The organism is Nocardia nepalensis (genome assembly GCF_048910785.1).
Taxonomy (GTDB): domain Bacteria; phylum Actinomycetota; class Actinomycetes; order Mycobacteriales; family Mycobacteriaceae; genus Nocardia; species Nocardia nepalensis.
On record NZ_JBKBET010000031.1, the window covers coordinates 266,430 to 282,017 of the forward strand.

A 15,588-nucleotide genomic window follows, 5' to 3' on the forward strand; every position below is an offset into this window, starting at 1 on the left:
AGGACTACCCGATGCCGGTAACCGAACCCGCACTCCTGCTCACCACCGGAGCGACCCGCCACCGGATCTCCGGACGCACTCATTCCCTCGGATCGGGACCCGGCGCCGACATCTCGGTCAGCGACGAAGGCCCGGCCGGACAATGGCTTCGGTTCCGCTACGTCAACGGGTGGGCCGTGCGCGCCGTCGATCCGGTGATCGAGGCAACCCTCGACGATGAGCCGATCGGGCCGCGTGGTTGGACGTCGATCGACGGTGCGGGCCCGCACGAGCTCCGGATCGCGGTGCGCGGGCGGCGGTTTCGCATTGCCGTCGCACATGCGGATAGCAATGGAAACGCCACGCCGCCAACGGTTGTCGGTGGACCCGACCCGGCGGCCAAGCGCGCATCGCAATTGCCGCCTCGACAGCCGACGCCTCCCACCGCGGGCCCACCGGCGGGTGCTGGGCATGGCGCAGGCCCCACACCAGTCGATCCGGCAGCACACGCGCCGTCGCCCGCCGCAGCCGCGCCACGGCGGAAACGCGCACATCCCGTCCCATCAGCCCCGAAAGGACCCAGAACAGCGGACCCGACGCTGATCGATCAGCCCGCGCAAGCATCGCCGGTCCCGCCCGCCGCACATCGCACTCCCCCGCAGCCCGATCCGGCGCCGCGACAACATGTCCCGCCGTCGGTCGGCCCCGGATCCTGGTCGGTGCCCACCGATCGTCCGCTGGTGATCGGACGCGATGGCGGTGCCGCCGAAATCGCCTTGCCCGGACTGGATTTGGCGCATCGGCATGCGACGGTGCGCTGGACCGGGCGCGCCATGGAGGTGCGTGGGCTCGCCACCAACGCGCATCCGTTCGTCGACGGCAAACCCGTCCTGCACGCCCGACTGCGGGTCGGCGAGCAATTCATGCTGGCGCACCACACTTTTGAGGTGTCCGGCCCGGCCCAGCTGTCGCTGGTTCCCGTCGCGGTGATCGCGCGCGAACCGCTGCTGCGTTTCGACGGGGTCAGCCTGCGCTACCAGGGTCGCACCGAACCAACCTTGCGCGATCTGACCTTCGAGCTGGGGCGCGGTGAGGTCCTGGCCGTCATCGGACCGTCGGGTGCCGGGAAGTCCACCATGTGCGCGGGTCTGCTCGGTGAGGTCGCGCTCGCCGCGGGATCGTTGCGGCTCGGTCGGGTCGACCTCGTGGCCTCTCGGATGCAGGCCAGTCACCTGGTTTCCTTTGTGCCGCAACAGCCCGCCATGTACGGCGATCTCGCGGTGCGCGATGCCCTGCTGTGGGTGGCGGGCCTGCGCACGGCCAGCGACACCAGCCGCAGCGAGCGTGCGGCCCGGGTCGACACCGTGATCGCCGAAATGGAACTCGCCGGTGAGGTGGACAAGCGGATCGACACGCTGTCCGGCGGTCAGCGCAAGCGCGTCTCGACGGCGATGGAACTGCTCAGCGATCCGCAGCTGCTCGTGCTCGACGAACCGACCTCCGGACTCGACGAGGGGCTGGACCGGGCGATGATGCAGCGATTGCGGGTGGTCGCCGAAACCGGCTGTGCGGTCATCGTTGTCACGCATTCGATGGTTAATGTCGACTGCGCCGACAAGGTGCTCGCGGTGACCGGCCGCGGGCGGCTCGGCTTCTTCGGACCGCCCCGGGAACTGCTGGGCGCCTTCGACGTCGACAGCTACGCCGAGGTGATGGACCGATTGCGCGCCGACCGCCAAGCCGGACAGCAGTCCACGCCCTCGACTCCGCAGCCGGCCGAGCATGCGGTTGCCACGCCGATGCGCGGTTCCATACACCGGCACCTGCCGCGCCTCATCGGCCGGGAATGGGCTCGGCAGCGCAATGGATTCCGCACTCTCGCATTGGGTTCGGCGGCGGGCATCGGCTTGACCGCGTCGCTCGCCGCCGCTGCTTCCGACAGTGGGCTCGGCGGTGATCCGCGCGCGATCAGTTCGGTCATGATCGCCTTGATCGTCTGTCTCACCTTCTTCTCGATGGCGCAGTCCTTCGCCGCCATCGTGGACGATCGCGTCGTCATCGAACGCGAAGCGCGCTGGGGCATTTCGGCCGCCTCGGTGGTGTTGGCGCGGGCGATCACCTGCACCCCGCTCGCGGTCCTGCTCGGCGTGGCATCGATCGTCGGATACCTGGGCATCAAATCCGGGCCGGCGAATCCGGTGCTGCCGCAGCCCTACGGTCTGCTGCTCTTCGGGACCACGCTGCCGCTGGCCGCGATGGCACTGGGACTGCTGGTTTCGGCGTGCTCGAAATCGTTGCGGCAGGCGGTTTTCGTATTGATGGCGGTGCTGGCGCTGCAGGTGGTGATGACCGGGCTGGCGCCACCGTTCGAGGGTGCGCCCGGTGCGGTGCTGCGGATGTTCGCCTATGCCGCGCCGTCGCGGTGGGCGTCCGCGGGACTCGGCGCCGATATCGGACTCGCCGCGCCAGCTCCGCCGGGTTCCGCTGCGGCGCAGGCGAATCCGTTCACCGATTCGATCTGGACCCATGATGCGCGACATGTCGAGACGGCCGCGGCGGTGCTGGTCGTCATCGCCGTTGCCGCCACCGCGTCGACCATTCGTGTGCTGCGGCGCCAACTGCTGGCACTGAAGTAGGTGAGCACCGAATTCGCTGCGATACTGCACGATTGATGGCGCCGGATTCAGATTGCGGCTCCGGAGAAGTCGTATAGCTGAGCGGAATCGCGTCCCTGGAATTCGGGCCGCTACAGGGTGCGGAGCTGCCGGTCGTCGAGTGCGAAAGGTTCCACCGCGCAGGCCTTTCCGGAGAAATCCTCGAATGCGCAACCCGTTACCGGTCATATGGCCGGGATGTCAATTCTTCGTTATGAATCGCGGCGAGAGATTTCTACCCGGTGAGTATCACGTTCAAGGAGACATTCGCAGAATTGATATCCGCGGTCCGGTCCGGGCGAATCATCGGTTCAGGATCGCCACCACGATCGTCACTATCGATATCGCGAGAGAAATCCAGCCGAGCCGAATCGAGATCGCGGCCGACGGCGGCGGTGCGACAAATGCCCGTCGCGCGTAGGTTCGTTCGCGAATGCCGCGCACGACGGCGATCGGTCCGAGCAAGAGGCCGAATCCCAACAGTGACAACACAATTGTGCCTACGACCGTGGTGCGGGCAATCGTGGCGGGCGGCACCACAATGCCGGTGGGCTGGCGCAGCGGGGTAACCACTGGATTGCGCATGGCTGGGGCAATCGGTGGCGTGGTATCGCGACGGAGTTCCGGTTCGGCGTGCCGCAGGCGGGGTTCGTCGGGGTCGACCAGCTCGGTCGCCTCGTCCGGCTCGAACTGGGCGACTTCGTTCGGCACCGAGGAGATGGCGTCATCCGGCTGAGGCAGCGTCGCTTTGTCCGATTCGGGCACGGTGATCTCGTCCGGCTCGGATACCCCTACCTCGCCAGCCGAGCGCACTACCACCGTCTTGCGCCGCCCGCTCTGCTCGTCTCTGGCTTGTGCCGCAAGGAAATCCACCAGCTCGCGGGCCGTCGGACGATCGTCGGGTTCCTTGTTCATCGCCGCGACGACCATGCGCCGGTACCTGCCCGGCACGCCGGTCAGATCCGGATCGTCCCGGATGATCCGCGCTATCACAGCCGCTTGCGTATCCGCGTGGAAAGGTGGCCGACCGGTTGCCGCGAAGGCGACCAGCGCACCCCAGGCGAAAATATCGGCGGGCGGGCCGACCTCCTGGTTGCCGAGCATTTCCGGCGGCATCCAGGCCAGCGTCCCGATGATGCGGCCGGGTTCGGTGAGGCGGGTGGCATCGGCGATTCGGGCGATACCGAAATCGATGACCCGCGGGCCGTTCCGGGACAGAATTATATTGTCGGGCTTCAGGTCCCGATGGATGACATCCGCGCCGTGTATGGACTCGAGCGCTTCCGCGAGCCCGCTCGCGAAATCGTAGAGTTGGGCGGGCGACAGCGCGCCGTGCTCGCGAATGGCCTGTGCCATCGATTCCCCCGATACGAAGGAATTCGCCAGCCACGGTCGCTCGGCATCGATATCGGCGGCCATCACCTCCGCGATGCGCCGCCCGTGCACGCGCCGGGCGGCGGTGACCTCCTGCCGGAATCTGGCCCGGAATTCCGGATCCCGCGCCAATTCCACATGCGGCATCTTTATCGCGACAACGCTGCCGTCCGGTCCGAAACCCTGGAAAACGACACCCATTCCGCCCGCACCCAGGCGTCCGTGCAACACGAACGGACCGATAGCCGTCGGATCATCCGGCAACAATGGTCTCAGCATTCTCCCTCGCCGATCACGCTGAGCTGTCGTAGTTTTCGGAGCTCAGCTTACCTCGATCATGCGGCAGCACGGCGGGGACTCCGGCCCGGCGACGGCCATTCGGTGGGGCAACCGCGTGCTCGAGTGCACCGTATGTAGTGTGGCATCAGAGGGAGGGCCCAATGCTGATCGACTTTGTTCCCGACGGGGATCTGTACCCATTCGAGTCGCGCTGGTTCGACTCGTCCGTCGGGCGCGTTCACTACATCGACGAGGGAACCGGACCAACGATCCTGTTCTGTCACGGCGCTCCGGCGTGGAGTTTCCTCTACCGCCACATCGTGAACGAGCTGCGCGACCGGTACCGGTGTGTCGCCGTCGACTACCTTGGTTTCGGATTGTCCGAACGCCCTGCGGGTTTCGGCTACACCATCGCCGAGCACACCGCGGTCCTCGGCGAGCTGATCGATCACCTGCAGCTCGACGGTTTCGTTGTGATGGGACAGGATTGGGGCGGACCCATCGGTCTGGGCGCGGCCACCGCGCGTGCGGATCGCGTGCGGGGGATCGTGCTGGGCAACACCGTGTTCTGGCCGATCGAAGCGATGGCTAATCGGGCGTTCAGCGTGATCATGAGTAGCCGTCCGATGCAGCGGCGGATACTCGAACAGAATTTCCTCGTCGAGCGCGTCCTGCTCGCAGAACTGGGGTCCAAGCTCACCGCGGCCGAGGCCGACCACTACCGCGCCGTGCAGCCCACCGCAGAAGCCCGGCGCGGACTCGCCGCCACGCCCGAACAGATTCGTGCCGCACGCCCGCTGCTGGACCAACTCGCCCGAGACGTGCCCGCCCTGCTCGGCGACAAGCCGGCCCTATTGGTGTGGGGAATGCGGGACATGGTGTTCCGCCCGAACGCCTGCATCCCGCGAATGCGTACCGCCTTCACCGATCTCGACGTAGTCGAGCTGCCACACGCACGGCACTTCATTCAGGAGCACGCACCGGAGGCGATCGCGGCGGCGATCGCGAAGCGGTTCCCCTGAGTTCGACCCCTTCCGCACTCATAGCCGACCGGCAGCAATCGGTTCCCGCTGTCCGCCGATGGGATCCACCACACGTCTCAACGCCCCCAGATCGGCCTCGATTGCCCGGAACAACACGTAGGCGATGATGAAGGCGATGATCGCGCCGATGCACAACACCCGCACGGCCGGGAGTATCAGCGGAATGTCGTCCGGTGGTAGCAAGGTCACTCCAGCGATCGCCAGTAGTGGCACCGATGCCGCCACCGTGAGATACACGGTGCAGCGGCGGTCGAGTCTGCGCAGGTGCAGCGCATCGACCGCCGTGATGTCGCCGTGTGGGAGGAACATCGGATAGATGCAGCGCACCATGTAGAACGTCACCAGGAAGAATGGGTAGGCCACCACCATCGCACCGCAGGCCAGCGCTCCGCCGAGGAGGTGCAGCAGCACCTCCCCGCTGCGCTCTTTGGTCGTGAAGTAGATCACGAGCGGGAAGATGATCGCCGCCAGGCACCACGCCGAAAACACCACCAGCACAACACGATCGACGAACAGCAAGGCATCGGATCGGGCCCGGGCGAGCACCCGCGGGTCGTATTCCCGGCCCCGGCGCAGGCCGCGCGAGACGATGAGCACATTCCGCAACATGTACAACCCCACCGCCATGCCCATCGGGTAGAACACCGCGTTCGTAAGGACTGTGCCGATCCGCCACGCGTGCTGCGCCGGGAGGCTCAGCCGTTCGATGATCAGCGTCGCGTTGTGCTCGATGTTGTACCACGATGCAAGCACGTTCGGGATGCCTATGGCCAGCGCCACCACCAGCAGCAGCAACGGCCTTAGTCGTAGCCGCCAGCTGGACGGGGGTGGGTCGACCAGGTCGCGGGCGCGCTCGTCCAGGCACACTTCAAGTTGCTGGGCCAGTTCCGCGCCACTGGCCCACCGCTGGTCTCGCTCGGACTCCAGGCACGTCAGCAGCACCCGGCGCAGTGCCGCCGGGCAGTCGGGCGGAATCCGTTCGAGCGCACCCGGATCCACCCCGGCGCGACGGCGCCTCAACATGGCCGCCAGCGTGGCGGCATCGCTGTGCTCACCCGCGGTGGCGTCATCGAACGGCTTGGCGCCAGTGAGCAACTCCCACAGCACCACACCGAGGGAGTAGATGTCGGCACGGGTGTCCAGATCATCGGCGGATCGGTCGTAGCCGGGATGACATGCCTGCAACTGTTCCGGTGACATGTACGACAGCGAGCCACCGAAGTAGGCGACCGGGTCGGCGCCGGCCACCCCCCGGCTGAAACTGATGTTGAAATCGGCGAGCTTCGGCACGGCCTCGGCGGTGAGCAGCACATTGGCCGGTTTGACGTCGCGGTGTAGCACGCCGTGCGCGTCGGCGTAGGCCAGCGCCTCGGCGAGCCTGCGCCCCAGCCAGGCGACGGTCTCCGGCCATGACAGCGCCGCGATCTGCGCGCGCACGCTGGAATCGGTCGGCCGGATCTCGCCCTTGTCCTCCATCGCCGCGTCCACCGCGTCCAGCAATAGCTGCCCGCGGCGCTGCTCCGGTGGGGTGACCCGCATTCGGCGCAGCACGCCCAGCAGTGTGCCGCCGGGCAGGTACTGCATGTAGAGCAAACGCAGGCGGCGACGACCGGGCTCCTCCATGTCCGGTTCTTCGAGCAGCCGCTGATCGAAGACCCGCACGATGTAGTCATGATCGAGCTGCGCCAGCGTCTGCGGTTCGGTGCCACGATCGGCGGAGATCTTCACCGCCACCAGCCGCTGCAGCGACCGCTGCCGGGCCAGGAACACCCGCGCGAACGCCCCGCGGCCCAGCCCCGTGAGCAGGTCGAAATCGTCGATCCGATCGCCGATTGCGATGCGGTCCAGGTCGGCGGCCCGGGTCCCGCTGGTGTCCTGCGCGGTGAAGAGATCGGCGCCAGTGCGGGTCGCATTCCCCGACCAGGTGATCGAGTCGGCGGAGGTCGTGGCGGTCAGCTCCGGGCTGCCCCGCCGAGTGCTTCGATCCTCGTCGTCGGCGTTGAGCAGTTCGCGCAGCTGCGCCGCCTGCTCGGGATATTCCCGCAGGCATTCGCGCGGATCCACCTGTTCGCCACTCTGGCGGCGGAGCACGAACTCTTCGTACACCAGACTGGCCGGTATTCGCTCCGGCGTGAGCTCGGGAAATTCGGAACAGTATTCGCGCAGCCGCTTGTGCCCGGGTGCGGCCGCGACAGGTTCGTCGGGACGGGTCCCTGCCGGTGGGCGCAGCCACCGATGCCGCAGGTCGATCCGGATCAGTTCGATCAGCGCACCCAAGCGCACGTCCGGCAGGTAGTCGGCGATGACCGGCGGCAGGGCGTCGGCTTCCCACGCAGCATCGAAAGCGGCCACCGCGCCGCCGAATCCCATTCCGGCCGTCGGTCGCCTGAACCCATCCCCTGAGTCGGAACCGTCGCTCATATCTGCACCTCCGGAAAACCCATCAGTGGCGCCCGCGGGTATTGGCGTGCGGAATGGCCTGGCAGAGACCCGCAGCCCCATTATCGGACAGAACCGGCGGCGCAAGAGTCGGTGTCGCGTTCGGGGCCGATGTGGGTGAAGTATTCGTCGTCGACGAAGCCGACCGTATCTGCGAGATATTGGCGGCTCTGCTCGCCGGCTGAGCGGGGCTGTGCGGGCTTGGGCTCGGTCGTACAGTTCGAGCAGGGGTGAGGGTGAGCAACTGGGGGTAGAAAGTCCGTATGGCTCGCATCGGTGTCACCGGACATATGAACATCACCGCGGACACGGTGCCGTTGGTGTACGACCAGATCGGCAAGATCCTCACCGATCAGGGCGACCCGACCGACCTGGTAGGCATAAGTTGCATTGCCCGCGGCGCTGACTCCGTGTTCGCACAGGCTGTCCTCGATGCCGGTGGGCGGCTCGAAGTCGTGCTGCCATCGACGAATTATCGGGACCGGAAGGTCAAGCCCGACCATGCCGATTTGTTCGACGAGCTGATCGCGCGCGCGGACACCGTGCGCGTGATGGAATTCGACGATGCCGGGCGGGAAGCGTACGAAGCCGCCAATGAAGCCATGCTGTCATCCTGTGACCGGCTCGTCGCGGTATGGGACGGCGAGTCCGGAGCCCAGGGCGGCACGGGGACCGTCGTCGAGTTGGCGCGCACGCGCGGTGTGCCGGTCGAGATCGTTTGGCCGCATGGGGCCGAGCGCGCGTAATCGAGGCTCAGCCCGGGTTGACGATCGGAAAACTCAGGTAGCTCGGGTGGTCCGGGTCGAGGACGATGGTTTGGCCGGTGATCTGACGCTGCTTCCAGTGCGGGATGAAGTGGCGGGGAAAGCTGTTGCGGCTGATAGTGATTCGCAGGCGGTGCCCGGCGCGCAGGACGGCCTCGGTGGGATTGATTTCGATATCGATGTCGAACGGTTCACCGGGCACCAGGGGGCGCGCGGAGTCGGCGGTCAGTGGGTGAAGCGGGAAGAGCAGTTCGCCGTCCAGGTACTGGCTCTGTTCGGGATCGGTGGCGCGCAACGAAGACAACAGCGCTCCTCGGGTGAGAGGTACCGAGGCGCCGTCGGGATGCACATCGCAGACGGTCACCGACCAAAAGGCGTCGGTGCCTCGGGCTTCGGCGTGCAGGTGCAGGTTGAGCGGACCCGACAGAACTGTGTCGGCGGTGAATGGCTCGGTGGTGAAGGTGGCGGCGCTGGCCTCTGCCGCACGGTCATCGGTGCCGAAGGAGCGGCCGAAGAGCAAGGCCACGCCCATGCTCAGTACGCCGCTGTTATTGGATCTGGCGCTGATACGACCGGTCGGCACCGGTAGCCGGGACTCCACCTCGTTCGGCTCGAATGACAGGCCGCCATCGAGAGCGGAATGTGCTGCGGTCCCACTGATTTCGCTATTCAGATAGAGTCTGCGCACCACGGCGGTCGAATCCGGAAACTCCGAACGCTGCACCCACTGACCATCGCCCTGTCGGCGCACCGTGATCGGACCATAGCGGTCGATGCCATTGTCGATGCCCTTGACCCAACGGTCGAAGTACGCGCATTGCAATTCGTCCAAGGCCTGCGGGTTGCCTGGCTCACCGAATCCGGAGCCCGGGGTGAGGTGGTAGGCGTCGTCGACCAAGACTTGTTTCGCGCCGGCGGTCACCGGAATGCGGTCGTACATAAGGAAATTGGAGCGGTTGTAGACATCATGCCAACCGCCGTGGATCCAGGTTGGCACCTGGATATCGTCGAAGCGTGCCACCCGTTGGGCCCACATCGAGTTCAGCAGACCATCGGGATGGTTCGCGGTCAGCCCGATCCGCATGGCCCGTCCGAGCCAGCCCGAGCGGCCGAACACCCTGTCGTGCAGGAACTTTCCGGTGTTCCCGGCCCTGAGCAATCCGGGCAGCGACGGAATCCACTTGGCGCCGTTGACCGCCAGGATCCACACCAGCATGCCCGGTGTCGGCACTCCCCCGGTCAGGCCGAGTTCGCGGACCTGATTCTCACCCGCCTCGATCGCGAAAACCGCGGTCAGACCCTCGGGTTGGAAACCGGCGGTGATCAGGGCGGAGATGCCGCCGTAGGACAGTCCGGTGACCGCGATCCGTCCGTCGCACCACGGCTGTTCGCGCACCCACGCCAATACCTCTAGATAGTCCCGCTGTTCGCGCGGGCTGAAGAAATCCCAGGTGCCGGTCGAGCTTCCGGTGCCGCGGACATCCACCATCAGCCCGACATACCCGCGCGACACCGCCGTCCGGTTGATCACGAGCGGTTCGAGCACGCCACCGGCGGGTGTCCGCAGTACATCGCGCGCCGTCATCCGACCGCGATCGGACGGTTCGATGCGACCCGCCAGCGCACGCAACGCCGTATTGAAGCGCATACCGTGCCGGTTGAGCATCGAGTTGTAGGCGGTGAAGTTGATGATCGCCGGCAGCGGTGCGGCGGTCGGACCGGACCGGTCACCGGGGCGCAGGATATCGGCGGCCAATACGACGCCGTCGGACATGCGAATCGGAACCGTGTTCTGCGCGAAGAGTTTCGAATACTGCCGAGGTCCGATATCGAAACGCGCGTGCGGCGGCAGAGTGCCGGTTACGGGCAGCGGCTGAGCCATGGGTTGTCCCTGTTCGTTACACCTTGCTCGACACGGGTTCCTTGTCGAGATAGCGACCCATCGCCCAGTTCAGCCCGCGCATGGCGAGGTTGTAGGACGGCGGGAAGTAGCGCTGCGCCAGATAGCCGACGCGGATATCGGGCGAGGTGAAGACCATGTACTTGTCGCGCTCGACCCCGCGTACCACCGATCGGGCGGCCTGCTCCGGAGTAACCGCGTGTCGCATGAACAGCGCGACGCCCTTCTGCACCGCCTCAGCCTGCCGGTCGATACCAGCGATATCGGCGCTGTCCACCATCGGTGTCGCCATCGCGCCGGGGCAGACCAGGCTGACGCCGATCCCGTGCTGACGCAGATCGAACCGCAGCACCTCCGAAACGCCGCGCAATCCGAATTTGCCCGCGCTGTAGGGCGCGTGCCAGGGCAGCCCGAAAAGTCCGGCCGCCGAGGCGACATTCACCAGGTGCCCGCCGCGACCCGCCTTGATCATCGGCGGCACGAACTCCTCGATCACGTGGATGGGACCCATCAGATCGATGTCGATGGTGCGCCGCCATTGCTTGTGCGTGAGCCGATCGACGGTGCCCCAGGTGGCAATGCCCGCCACGTTCATCACGATGTCGACGCTGTCCACCTCGGCATGCGCCTTCGCCGCGAGGGCCACCACCGCGTCGTAATCGCTGACATCGGCGCGCTCGGCGAGATGCACGACACCACCGATCGCGCGCACGTCGGCGGCAGTACGCTGCACACCGGCGTCATCTATATCGGTCAGGATGAGCGACGCCCCCTTGGCGGCCACCGCCAACGCCGTGCTGCGCCCCAACCCACTTGCCGCGCCGGTGATCAGGCAGCTCTTGCCGTCGAACTTCGTCATGGACCAAGACGATAGACAATTGCGAACACTCTTGTCTATAGATACCGATCACCGTCTCAGACGAACTCTCCGTACGCCTACGACGGGACCGCGAAACACGATTGATACGCGGCTTGCCGGACGATAGCTAGCGACTATTGTCGGCGTTCACCCGACTCGCCGGAGCAGGTCCACATCCGCCGTCACCTCGTCGTCCGCGCCGCGGCATCGACCGCGACGGTATGGGCCGTGCGCAGCCGGAGTGGCTGGGCCACCCGAGATCGAGTCGCCCACCCGGGCCGGATATGCATCTCACCGGCATAGCGGACGACGGAAAGCCCATTGTCCGCGTTCATTCCGGTGGCATACTCGATCGGAGACCATTGGCGCGCTCATCCCCGGTCCGATCGCGGCCGACGGCACCGGTTTCACCCTGGCGCGATAGCCGGACGAATGCCATCGGCGCCCTCCGATCTTGGTGCGCCAGGAATGTTCGAGCACTCATCCCATGTTCCGCATAGTGTTGCGTGTACAGGATCATCGGGAGGACCACATGGGGAACCTGTTCAGACCCGCCGCGTCGGTCGGTCTACCGAGGTGCCGACGTGGCTGAAGGACGGGAAACGGCAGCACGCGGTTCCACACTCGCGGTGTACCGCGATGCCTCGATCACCACCACGCCAGCGGTGCGGCCGATCATTTCCATCGCACTGTTGCTGATGAGCGTGGTGCTGGTCTACGAGGCCGGGCGCGCGGCGCCCGATGAGGACCACGGGTGGTTCATCGCCGTCTCGATCGCCGGACTCTTCGTGGTTCGCGGGCTGCATCTGCGCCGCCCGATCACTCTGCCGCATTTCACCATCGCGGTCTTCGTCCTCGCGGCGGCCAATGCCGCCTATCGCGCCTCGCATCCCGGCTTCGGATTCGTCTTCCTGGCCGCGACCGGATTCATCCTGATGCTGCCGCAGGCGAGTCGCCCGCAGCCCGAGCAGTTGTATCGCGTCGCCGAGCTCGTCGGCCGGACCGAGCGCGATCCGCTCGCCGCGTTCGCACTGCATTCGTCGAAGTCCTACTACTTCAACGCGCATTCGACCGCGGCGATCGGCTATCGGGCCCGCTTCGGGATCGCGGTGGTCGCCGGCGATCCGATCGGCGACCGGGCCGCCTTCCCCGGGTTGCTCTCGGATTTCTCGGAATTCGCGGCGAATCACGGGTGGCGGGTCGCGGTGCTCGGCGCAAGTCCGGAACTGGCCGGAATGTGGCGGCATCGGGCAATCGAGCATCGCGGGTTGCGCGCGATACCCGTCGGTCGCGATGTGGTCATCGATGTGGGCACCTTCGCGATGGTCGGGCGATCCTTCCGCAACCTGCGCCAAGCCGTGAGCCGCACCCACAACTTCGAGGTGACCACCGAGGTGATCAGCGAGACCGACCTGACCGAACCGTTGCGGGCCGAACTGCTCGAGATTGTCGATTCGTGGAATACCGGCCGGCAGAATCGCGGCTTCTCGATGATCCTCGACCATCTGCTGGACGGCCGGAATCCGGGCATGCTGCTGGTCCTCGCCAGGGATGCGGACGGGCGCGTCGCGGGCTTCCAGCGCTACGGCGTTTCCGGGCGCGGTCGCGAGCTCAGCCTGGACGTGCCGTGGCGGCGCCAGGACGCCCCGAACGGACTGGACGAGCGGATGATCGTCGACCTGGTCGACCACGCCCGCGCACAGGGCATCGAGCGGATCTCATTGGCGTTCGCGCCGTTTCCCGAGCTGTTCGCCGAGAAGAAGCGGTCCCGGACCGGGAAGCTGATCTATGTGGCCGTGCACCTGGGTGATCCGCTGATCCGGCTGGAGTCGCTGTACCGGTTCCTGCGCAAGTTCCGCTCGATGTCGGATCAGCGGTTCGTGCTGATCCGCTGGCGCGAGGTGCTGCTGGCCGCCGCGGCACTGCTCACCTTGGAGTTCTTCCCGCACCGCAAGCAGTACTAGTCGCGGACGGTGATGCCGATCGATCGGGCGAATTCGGGTGCCAGATCGAGCAGTTGGAGCGGGGTGATGGTCGCGCCGCGCAGCGCGTCCAGGCCCTCGGCGATACTGAGGTGCGTAGCGCCGCGTAGGTCTACCTGTTGCAGTCGGGCGCGGTTGAGTAGCAGGCCCTCGACCGTGGTGCCGGGAAAAGTCACCTTGGTCAGCTCGGCATCACCGAAGTCGGTGTGGCGCAGGACGCAATCGACGAATTGCACCTCACGCAGTTTGGCCTTGCGGAAGTTCACGGAGTCGAATTTGCAGCCCTCGAAGCGCACTCGACGCAAGTTCGCACCGCCGGCATCGACACCGGACAGCGCACCGGCGATCAATTCGACGTCCTGCCAGGAGGTGTCGGACAGGTCGGTGCCGACCCAGCGCACATTGCGCTGCCAGACATCGGTGAATCGTGAGAAGCGCAGGCTGCCGCGGTTGATCGCGAGTGCGGTGAAGACGGTTTCGGAGAAACGCGAGTTGCCTGCTTCGATGTCATCGATATCGTCGCCGGTGATGTGCACACAGTCGTAGTCGCCTTCCGGCTCGAGCTCACCGTCCAGCGGCGTCAGGTAACGCGCGTAGGGCAGATCCTCGAGCTGGTCGGGCACGGCTTTACCTCCGGGTTCGGCGACGGCTGTCCCTGTCTACCAGTCGCGTCCGACACCTCAGGGTTCGATGCGCTCCAGCAGCCAGCGCGGGCCGACGGATTCGGCGCCGAGGGGTTCGAGTCGAGCGCGTAGTCCGCGGTCGGCGGTCACAACGGTGATCGGCCGGGTGCCGTCCTCCTCGACCGCTGCTGCGACAAAGTCGACGATCGCATCGTCACCCGAACCTTCCGCCAGCACTACACGCAGGCCTTCGAACTCCTCCGACGCCGCGGCCTTCGCCGCGCCTTCGAGCACGACGACCACGTCGGCCGGATGCTCCAGCGATTGCAGTCGTGCGAGCAATCGCCGCGCCGCACCGGCGCGATCGCGCCACCAACCATCGGGTCGCGAGCCGACGACATTCGCGGCGTCCACCACGATCAACATCACTCCATCGTGCCCTCCCCGTCGGCGGTGAGGCGTGCGGCGCGCGTGTGCAGGTAGCGCTGCTGTGGGAGGCTCATCGTCTGTTGTGCGGCAAGCAGATACGCCTCGCGCGCGGCCGTCCGGTCCCCCATTGATTCCAGGAGATGCGCGCGCACCGCGGGCAGTCGGTGATCCCCGGCAAGCTTGCCGTCGGCGGCCAGATCGTCGACGAGTTTCATCCCGGCATGCGGGCCGTGGGCCATGGCGACGGCGACCGCGTGGTTGAGGGCGATAACCGGGTTGTCGACGAGGGCGAGCAGGCGTTCGTAGAGCAGCATGATCTGGGGCCAATCGGTGGCCGCGTAGGTCGGTGCCTCATCGTGTAATGCGGCGATGGCCGCTTGGAGTTGATACGGGCCCGGCAGGCCACGGGGCAGGGCGTCGGTGATCAGTGCGATGCCCTCGGTGATGGCATCGGTGTTCCAGAGGGCGCGGTTCTGGTCTTCCATCGGGACGAGTTCGCCGGTGGGGCCGGTACGGGCGGGTCGGCGGGCGTCGGTGAGCAGCATGAGCGCGAGCAGGCCGGTGATCTCGGCGGCGTCGGGTAGCAGTCGGTGCACCAGCCGCGTCAGGCGGATCGCCTCGGCGCAGAGCTCGACGCGGTGCAGGCTCGGTCCCGAGGTGCTGGCATAGCCCTCGGTGAAGATCAGATACAGCACGTGCAGCACCGCGGCCAAGCGCGCGTCGCGCTGGGCGCTGGGGGGTGGGGCGAAACCTACGCCGCTGTCCTTGATCGTCTTCTTGGCGCGGCCGATGCGTTTGGTCATGGTCGGCTCGGGCACCAGGAAGGCGCGGGCGATTTCGGCCGTCGTCAGGCCGCCGACCGCACGCAGCGTCAATGCCACCTGGGAGGCGGGTGAGAGCGACGGGTGGCAGCACAGGAACAGCAGGACCAGGGTGTCATCGGAGTCGGTCGGGTCGCGGTCGGCGGGCGGGGTCAGCCAGTCCTCGGGCAGCGCGCGGCGGGCCACGGCGTCCTCGCGGCGGCGGCGAGCCTGCTCATTGCGCAGCAGATCGGTCAGGCGGCGGGAGGCGACAGTGATCAGCCAGGCGCGTGGGTTGTCCGGAATGCCCTCGCTCGGCCATTGGGTGGCGGCGGCGAGCAGTGCCTCCTGCACCGCGTCCTCTGCGGTGTCGAAATGCCCGTAGCGCCGTACCAGCGCGGCGAGGACCTGCGGCGCGGATATGCGCAGCAGGTCCTCCACCCGGGTATTCGACATCGAAGCG

The 15,588-nt window shown here is 66.6% G+C and carries 11 protein-coding genes; 4 read left to right on the plus strand and 7 right to left on the minus strand.

Annotation, left to right across the window (positions count from 1 at the left end; translation table 11 throughout):
* Nucleotides 1–11 precede the first annotated feature (11 nt).
* Nucleotides 12–2,615: an ATP-binding cassette domain-containing protein gene (locus ACHQ4I_RS26180; RefSeq protein WP_420774494.1), complete on the plus strand. Its 2,604-nt coding sequence runs from the start codon at nucleotides 12–14 to the stop codon at nucleotides 2,613–2,615.
* A 321-nt stretch (nucleotides 2,616–2,936) separates the two neighbouring features.
* Here ACHQ4I_RS26180 and ACHQ4I_RS26185 read toward each other — a convergent pair whose 3' ends face one another.
* Nucleotides 2,937–4,286 (minus strand): serine/threonine-protein kinase, encoded by a 1,350-nt coding sequence (locus tag ACHQ4I_RS26185; protein ID WP_420774495.1) that lies wholly within the window; start codon nucleotides 4,284–4,286, stop codon nucleotides 2,937–2,939.
* A gap of 161 nt (nucleotides 4,287–4,447) precedes the next feature.
* On the opposite strand from ACHQ4I_RS26185, the gene ACHQ4I_RS26190 reads away from it, so the two are divergent.
* Nucleotides 4,448–5,308, plus strand: a complete 861-nt coding sequence (locus ACHQ4I_RS26190) for a haloalkane dehalogenase (protein WP_420774496.1) — start codon at nucleotides 4,448–4,450, stop codon at nucleotides 5,306–5,308.
* A gap of 18 nt (nucleotides 5,309–5,326) precedes the next feature.
* On the opposite strand, the gene ACHQ4I_RS26195 is transcribed toward ACHQ4I_RS26190, so the two are convergent.
* A complete protein-coding gene (locus ACHQ4I_RS26195; RefSeq protein ID WP_420774497.1) occupies nucleotides 5,327–7,750 on the minus strand; it encodes a serine/threonine-protein kinase in 2,424 nt (807 codons plus the stop codon).
* A 308-nt stretch (nucleotides 7,751–8,058) separates the two neighbouring features.
* Here ACHQ4I_RS26195 and ACHQ4I_RS26200 point away from each other — a divergent pair, with 308 nt between their 5' ends.
* Nucleotides 8,059–8,514, plus strand: a complete 456-nt coding sequence (locus ACHQ4I_RS26200; RefSeq protein ID WP_420774498.1) for a hypothetical protein — start codon at nucleotides 8,059–8,061, stop codon at nucleotides 8,512–8,514.
* A 7-nt stretch (nucleotides 8,515–8,521) separates the two neighbouring features.
* On the opposite strand, the gene ACHQ4I_RS26205 is transcribed toward ACHQ4I_RS26200, so the two are convergent.
* A complete protein-coding gene (locus ACHQ4I_RS26205; protein WP_420774499.1) occupies nucleotides 8,522–10,414 on the minus strand; it encodes a CocE/NonD family hydrolase in 1,893 nt (630 codons plus the stop codon).
* A gap of 16 nt (nucleotides 10,415–10,430) precedes the next feature.
* A complete protein-coding gene (locus ACHQ4I_RS26210; protein WP_420774500.1) occupies nucleotides 10,431–11,291 on the minus strand; it encodes an SDR family oxidoreductase in 861 nt (286 codons plus the stop codon).
* 584 nt (nucleotides 11,292–11,875) lie between these two features.
* Between ACHQ4I_RS26210 and ACHQ4I_RS26215 the strand changes: the two genes are divergently transcribed.
* On the plus strand, nucleotides 11,876–13,255 hold the full coding sequence (locus ACHQ4I_RS26215) for a bifunctional lysylphosphatidylglycerol flippase/synthetase MprF (RefSeq protein WP_420774501.1): 1,380 nt from the start codon (nucleotides 11,876–11,878) through the stop codon (nucleotides 13,253–13,255).
* Here the strand turns inward: ACHQ4I_RS26215 and ACHQ4I_RS26220 are convergent.
* Genes ACHQ4I_RS26220 through ACHQ4I_RS26230 form a run of 3 tightly spaced genes read right to left on the minus strand, consistent with a single transcriptional unit; the run spans nucleotide 13,252 to nucleotide 15,581 of the window.
* On the minus strand, nucleotides 13,252–13,896 hold the full coding sequence (locus tag ACHQ4I_RS26220; protein ID WP_420774502.1) for a pentapeptide repeat-containing protein: 645 nt from the start codon (nucleotides 13,894–13,896) through the stop codon (nucleotides 13,252–13,254). The two genes, ACHQ4I_RS26215 and ACHQ4I_RS26220, sit on opposite strands and share 4 nt — an antisense overlap.
* Nucleotides 13,897–13,953: 57 nt before the next feature.
* Complete coding sequence (locus ACHQ4I_RS26225; RefSeq protein WP_420774503.1) at nucleotides 13,954–14,322, minus strand: hypothetical protein; 369 nt, start codon at nucleotides 14,320–14,322, stop codon at nucleotides 13,954–13,956.
* Nucleotides 14,322–15,581: an RNA polymerase sigma factor gene (locus tag ACHQ4I_RS26230; RefSeq protein WP_420774504.1), complete on the minus strand. Its 1,260-nt coding sequence runs from the start codon at nucleotides 15,579–15,581 to the stop codon at nucleotides 14,322–14,324. The genes ACHQ4I_RS26225 and ACHQ4I_RS26230 overlap by 1 nt, the downstream gene beginning before the upstream one ends.
* Between the last annotated feature and the right edge of the window lie 7 nt (nucleotides 15,582–15,588).

Coding starts and splice junctions, on each gene's coding strand:
- ACHQ4I_RS26225 (WP_420774503.1), bottom strand. CDS start 14,322: ATGTTGATCGTGGTGGACGCCGCGAATGTCGTCGGCTCGCGACCCGAT.
- ACHQ4I_RS26200 (WP_420774498.1), top strand. CDS start 8,059: ATGAACATCACCGCGGACACGGTGCCGTTGGTGTACGACCAGATCGGC.
- ACHQ4I_RS26190 (WP_420774496.1), top strand. CDS start 4,448: ATGCTGATCGACTTTGTTCCCGACGGGGATCTGTACCCATTCGAGTCG.
- ACHQ4I_RS26205 (WP_420774499.1), bottom strand. CDS start 10,414: ATGGCTCAGCCGCTGCCCGTAACCGGCACTCTGCCGCCGCACGCGCGT.
- ACHQ4I_RS26195 (WP_420774497.1), bottom strand. CDS start 7,750: ATGAGCGACGGTTCCGACTCAGGGGATGGGTTCAGGCGACCGACGGCC.
- ACHQ4I_RS26180 (WP_420774494.1), top strand. CDS start 12: ATGCCGGTAACCGAACCCGCACTCCTGCTCACCACCGGAGCGACCCGC.
- ACHQ4I_RS26185 (WP_420774495.1), bottom strand. CDS start 4,286: ATGCTGAGACCATTGTTGCCGGATGATCCGACGGCTATCGGTCCGTTC.
- ACHQ4I_RS26230 (WP_420774504.1), bottom strand. CDS start 15,581: ATGTCGAATACCCGGGTGGAGGACCTGCTGCGCATATCCGCGCCGCAG.
- ACHQ4I_RS26210 (WP_420774500.1), bottom strand. CDS start 11,291: ATGACGAAGTTCGACGGCAAGAGCTGCCTGATCACCGGCGCGGCAAGT.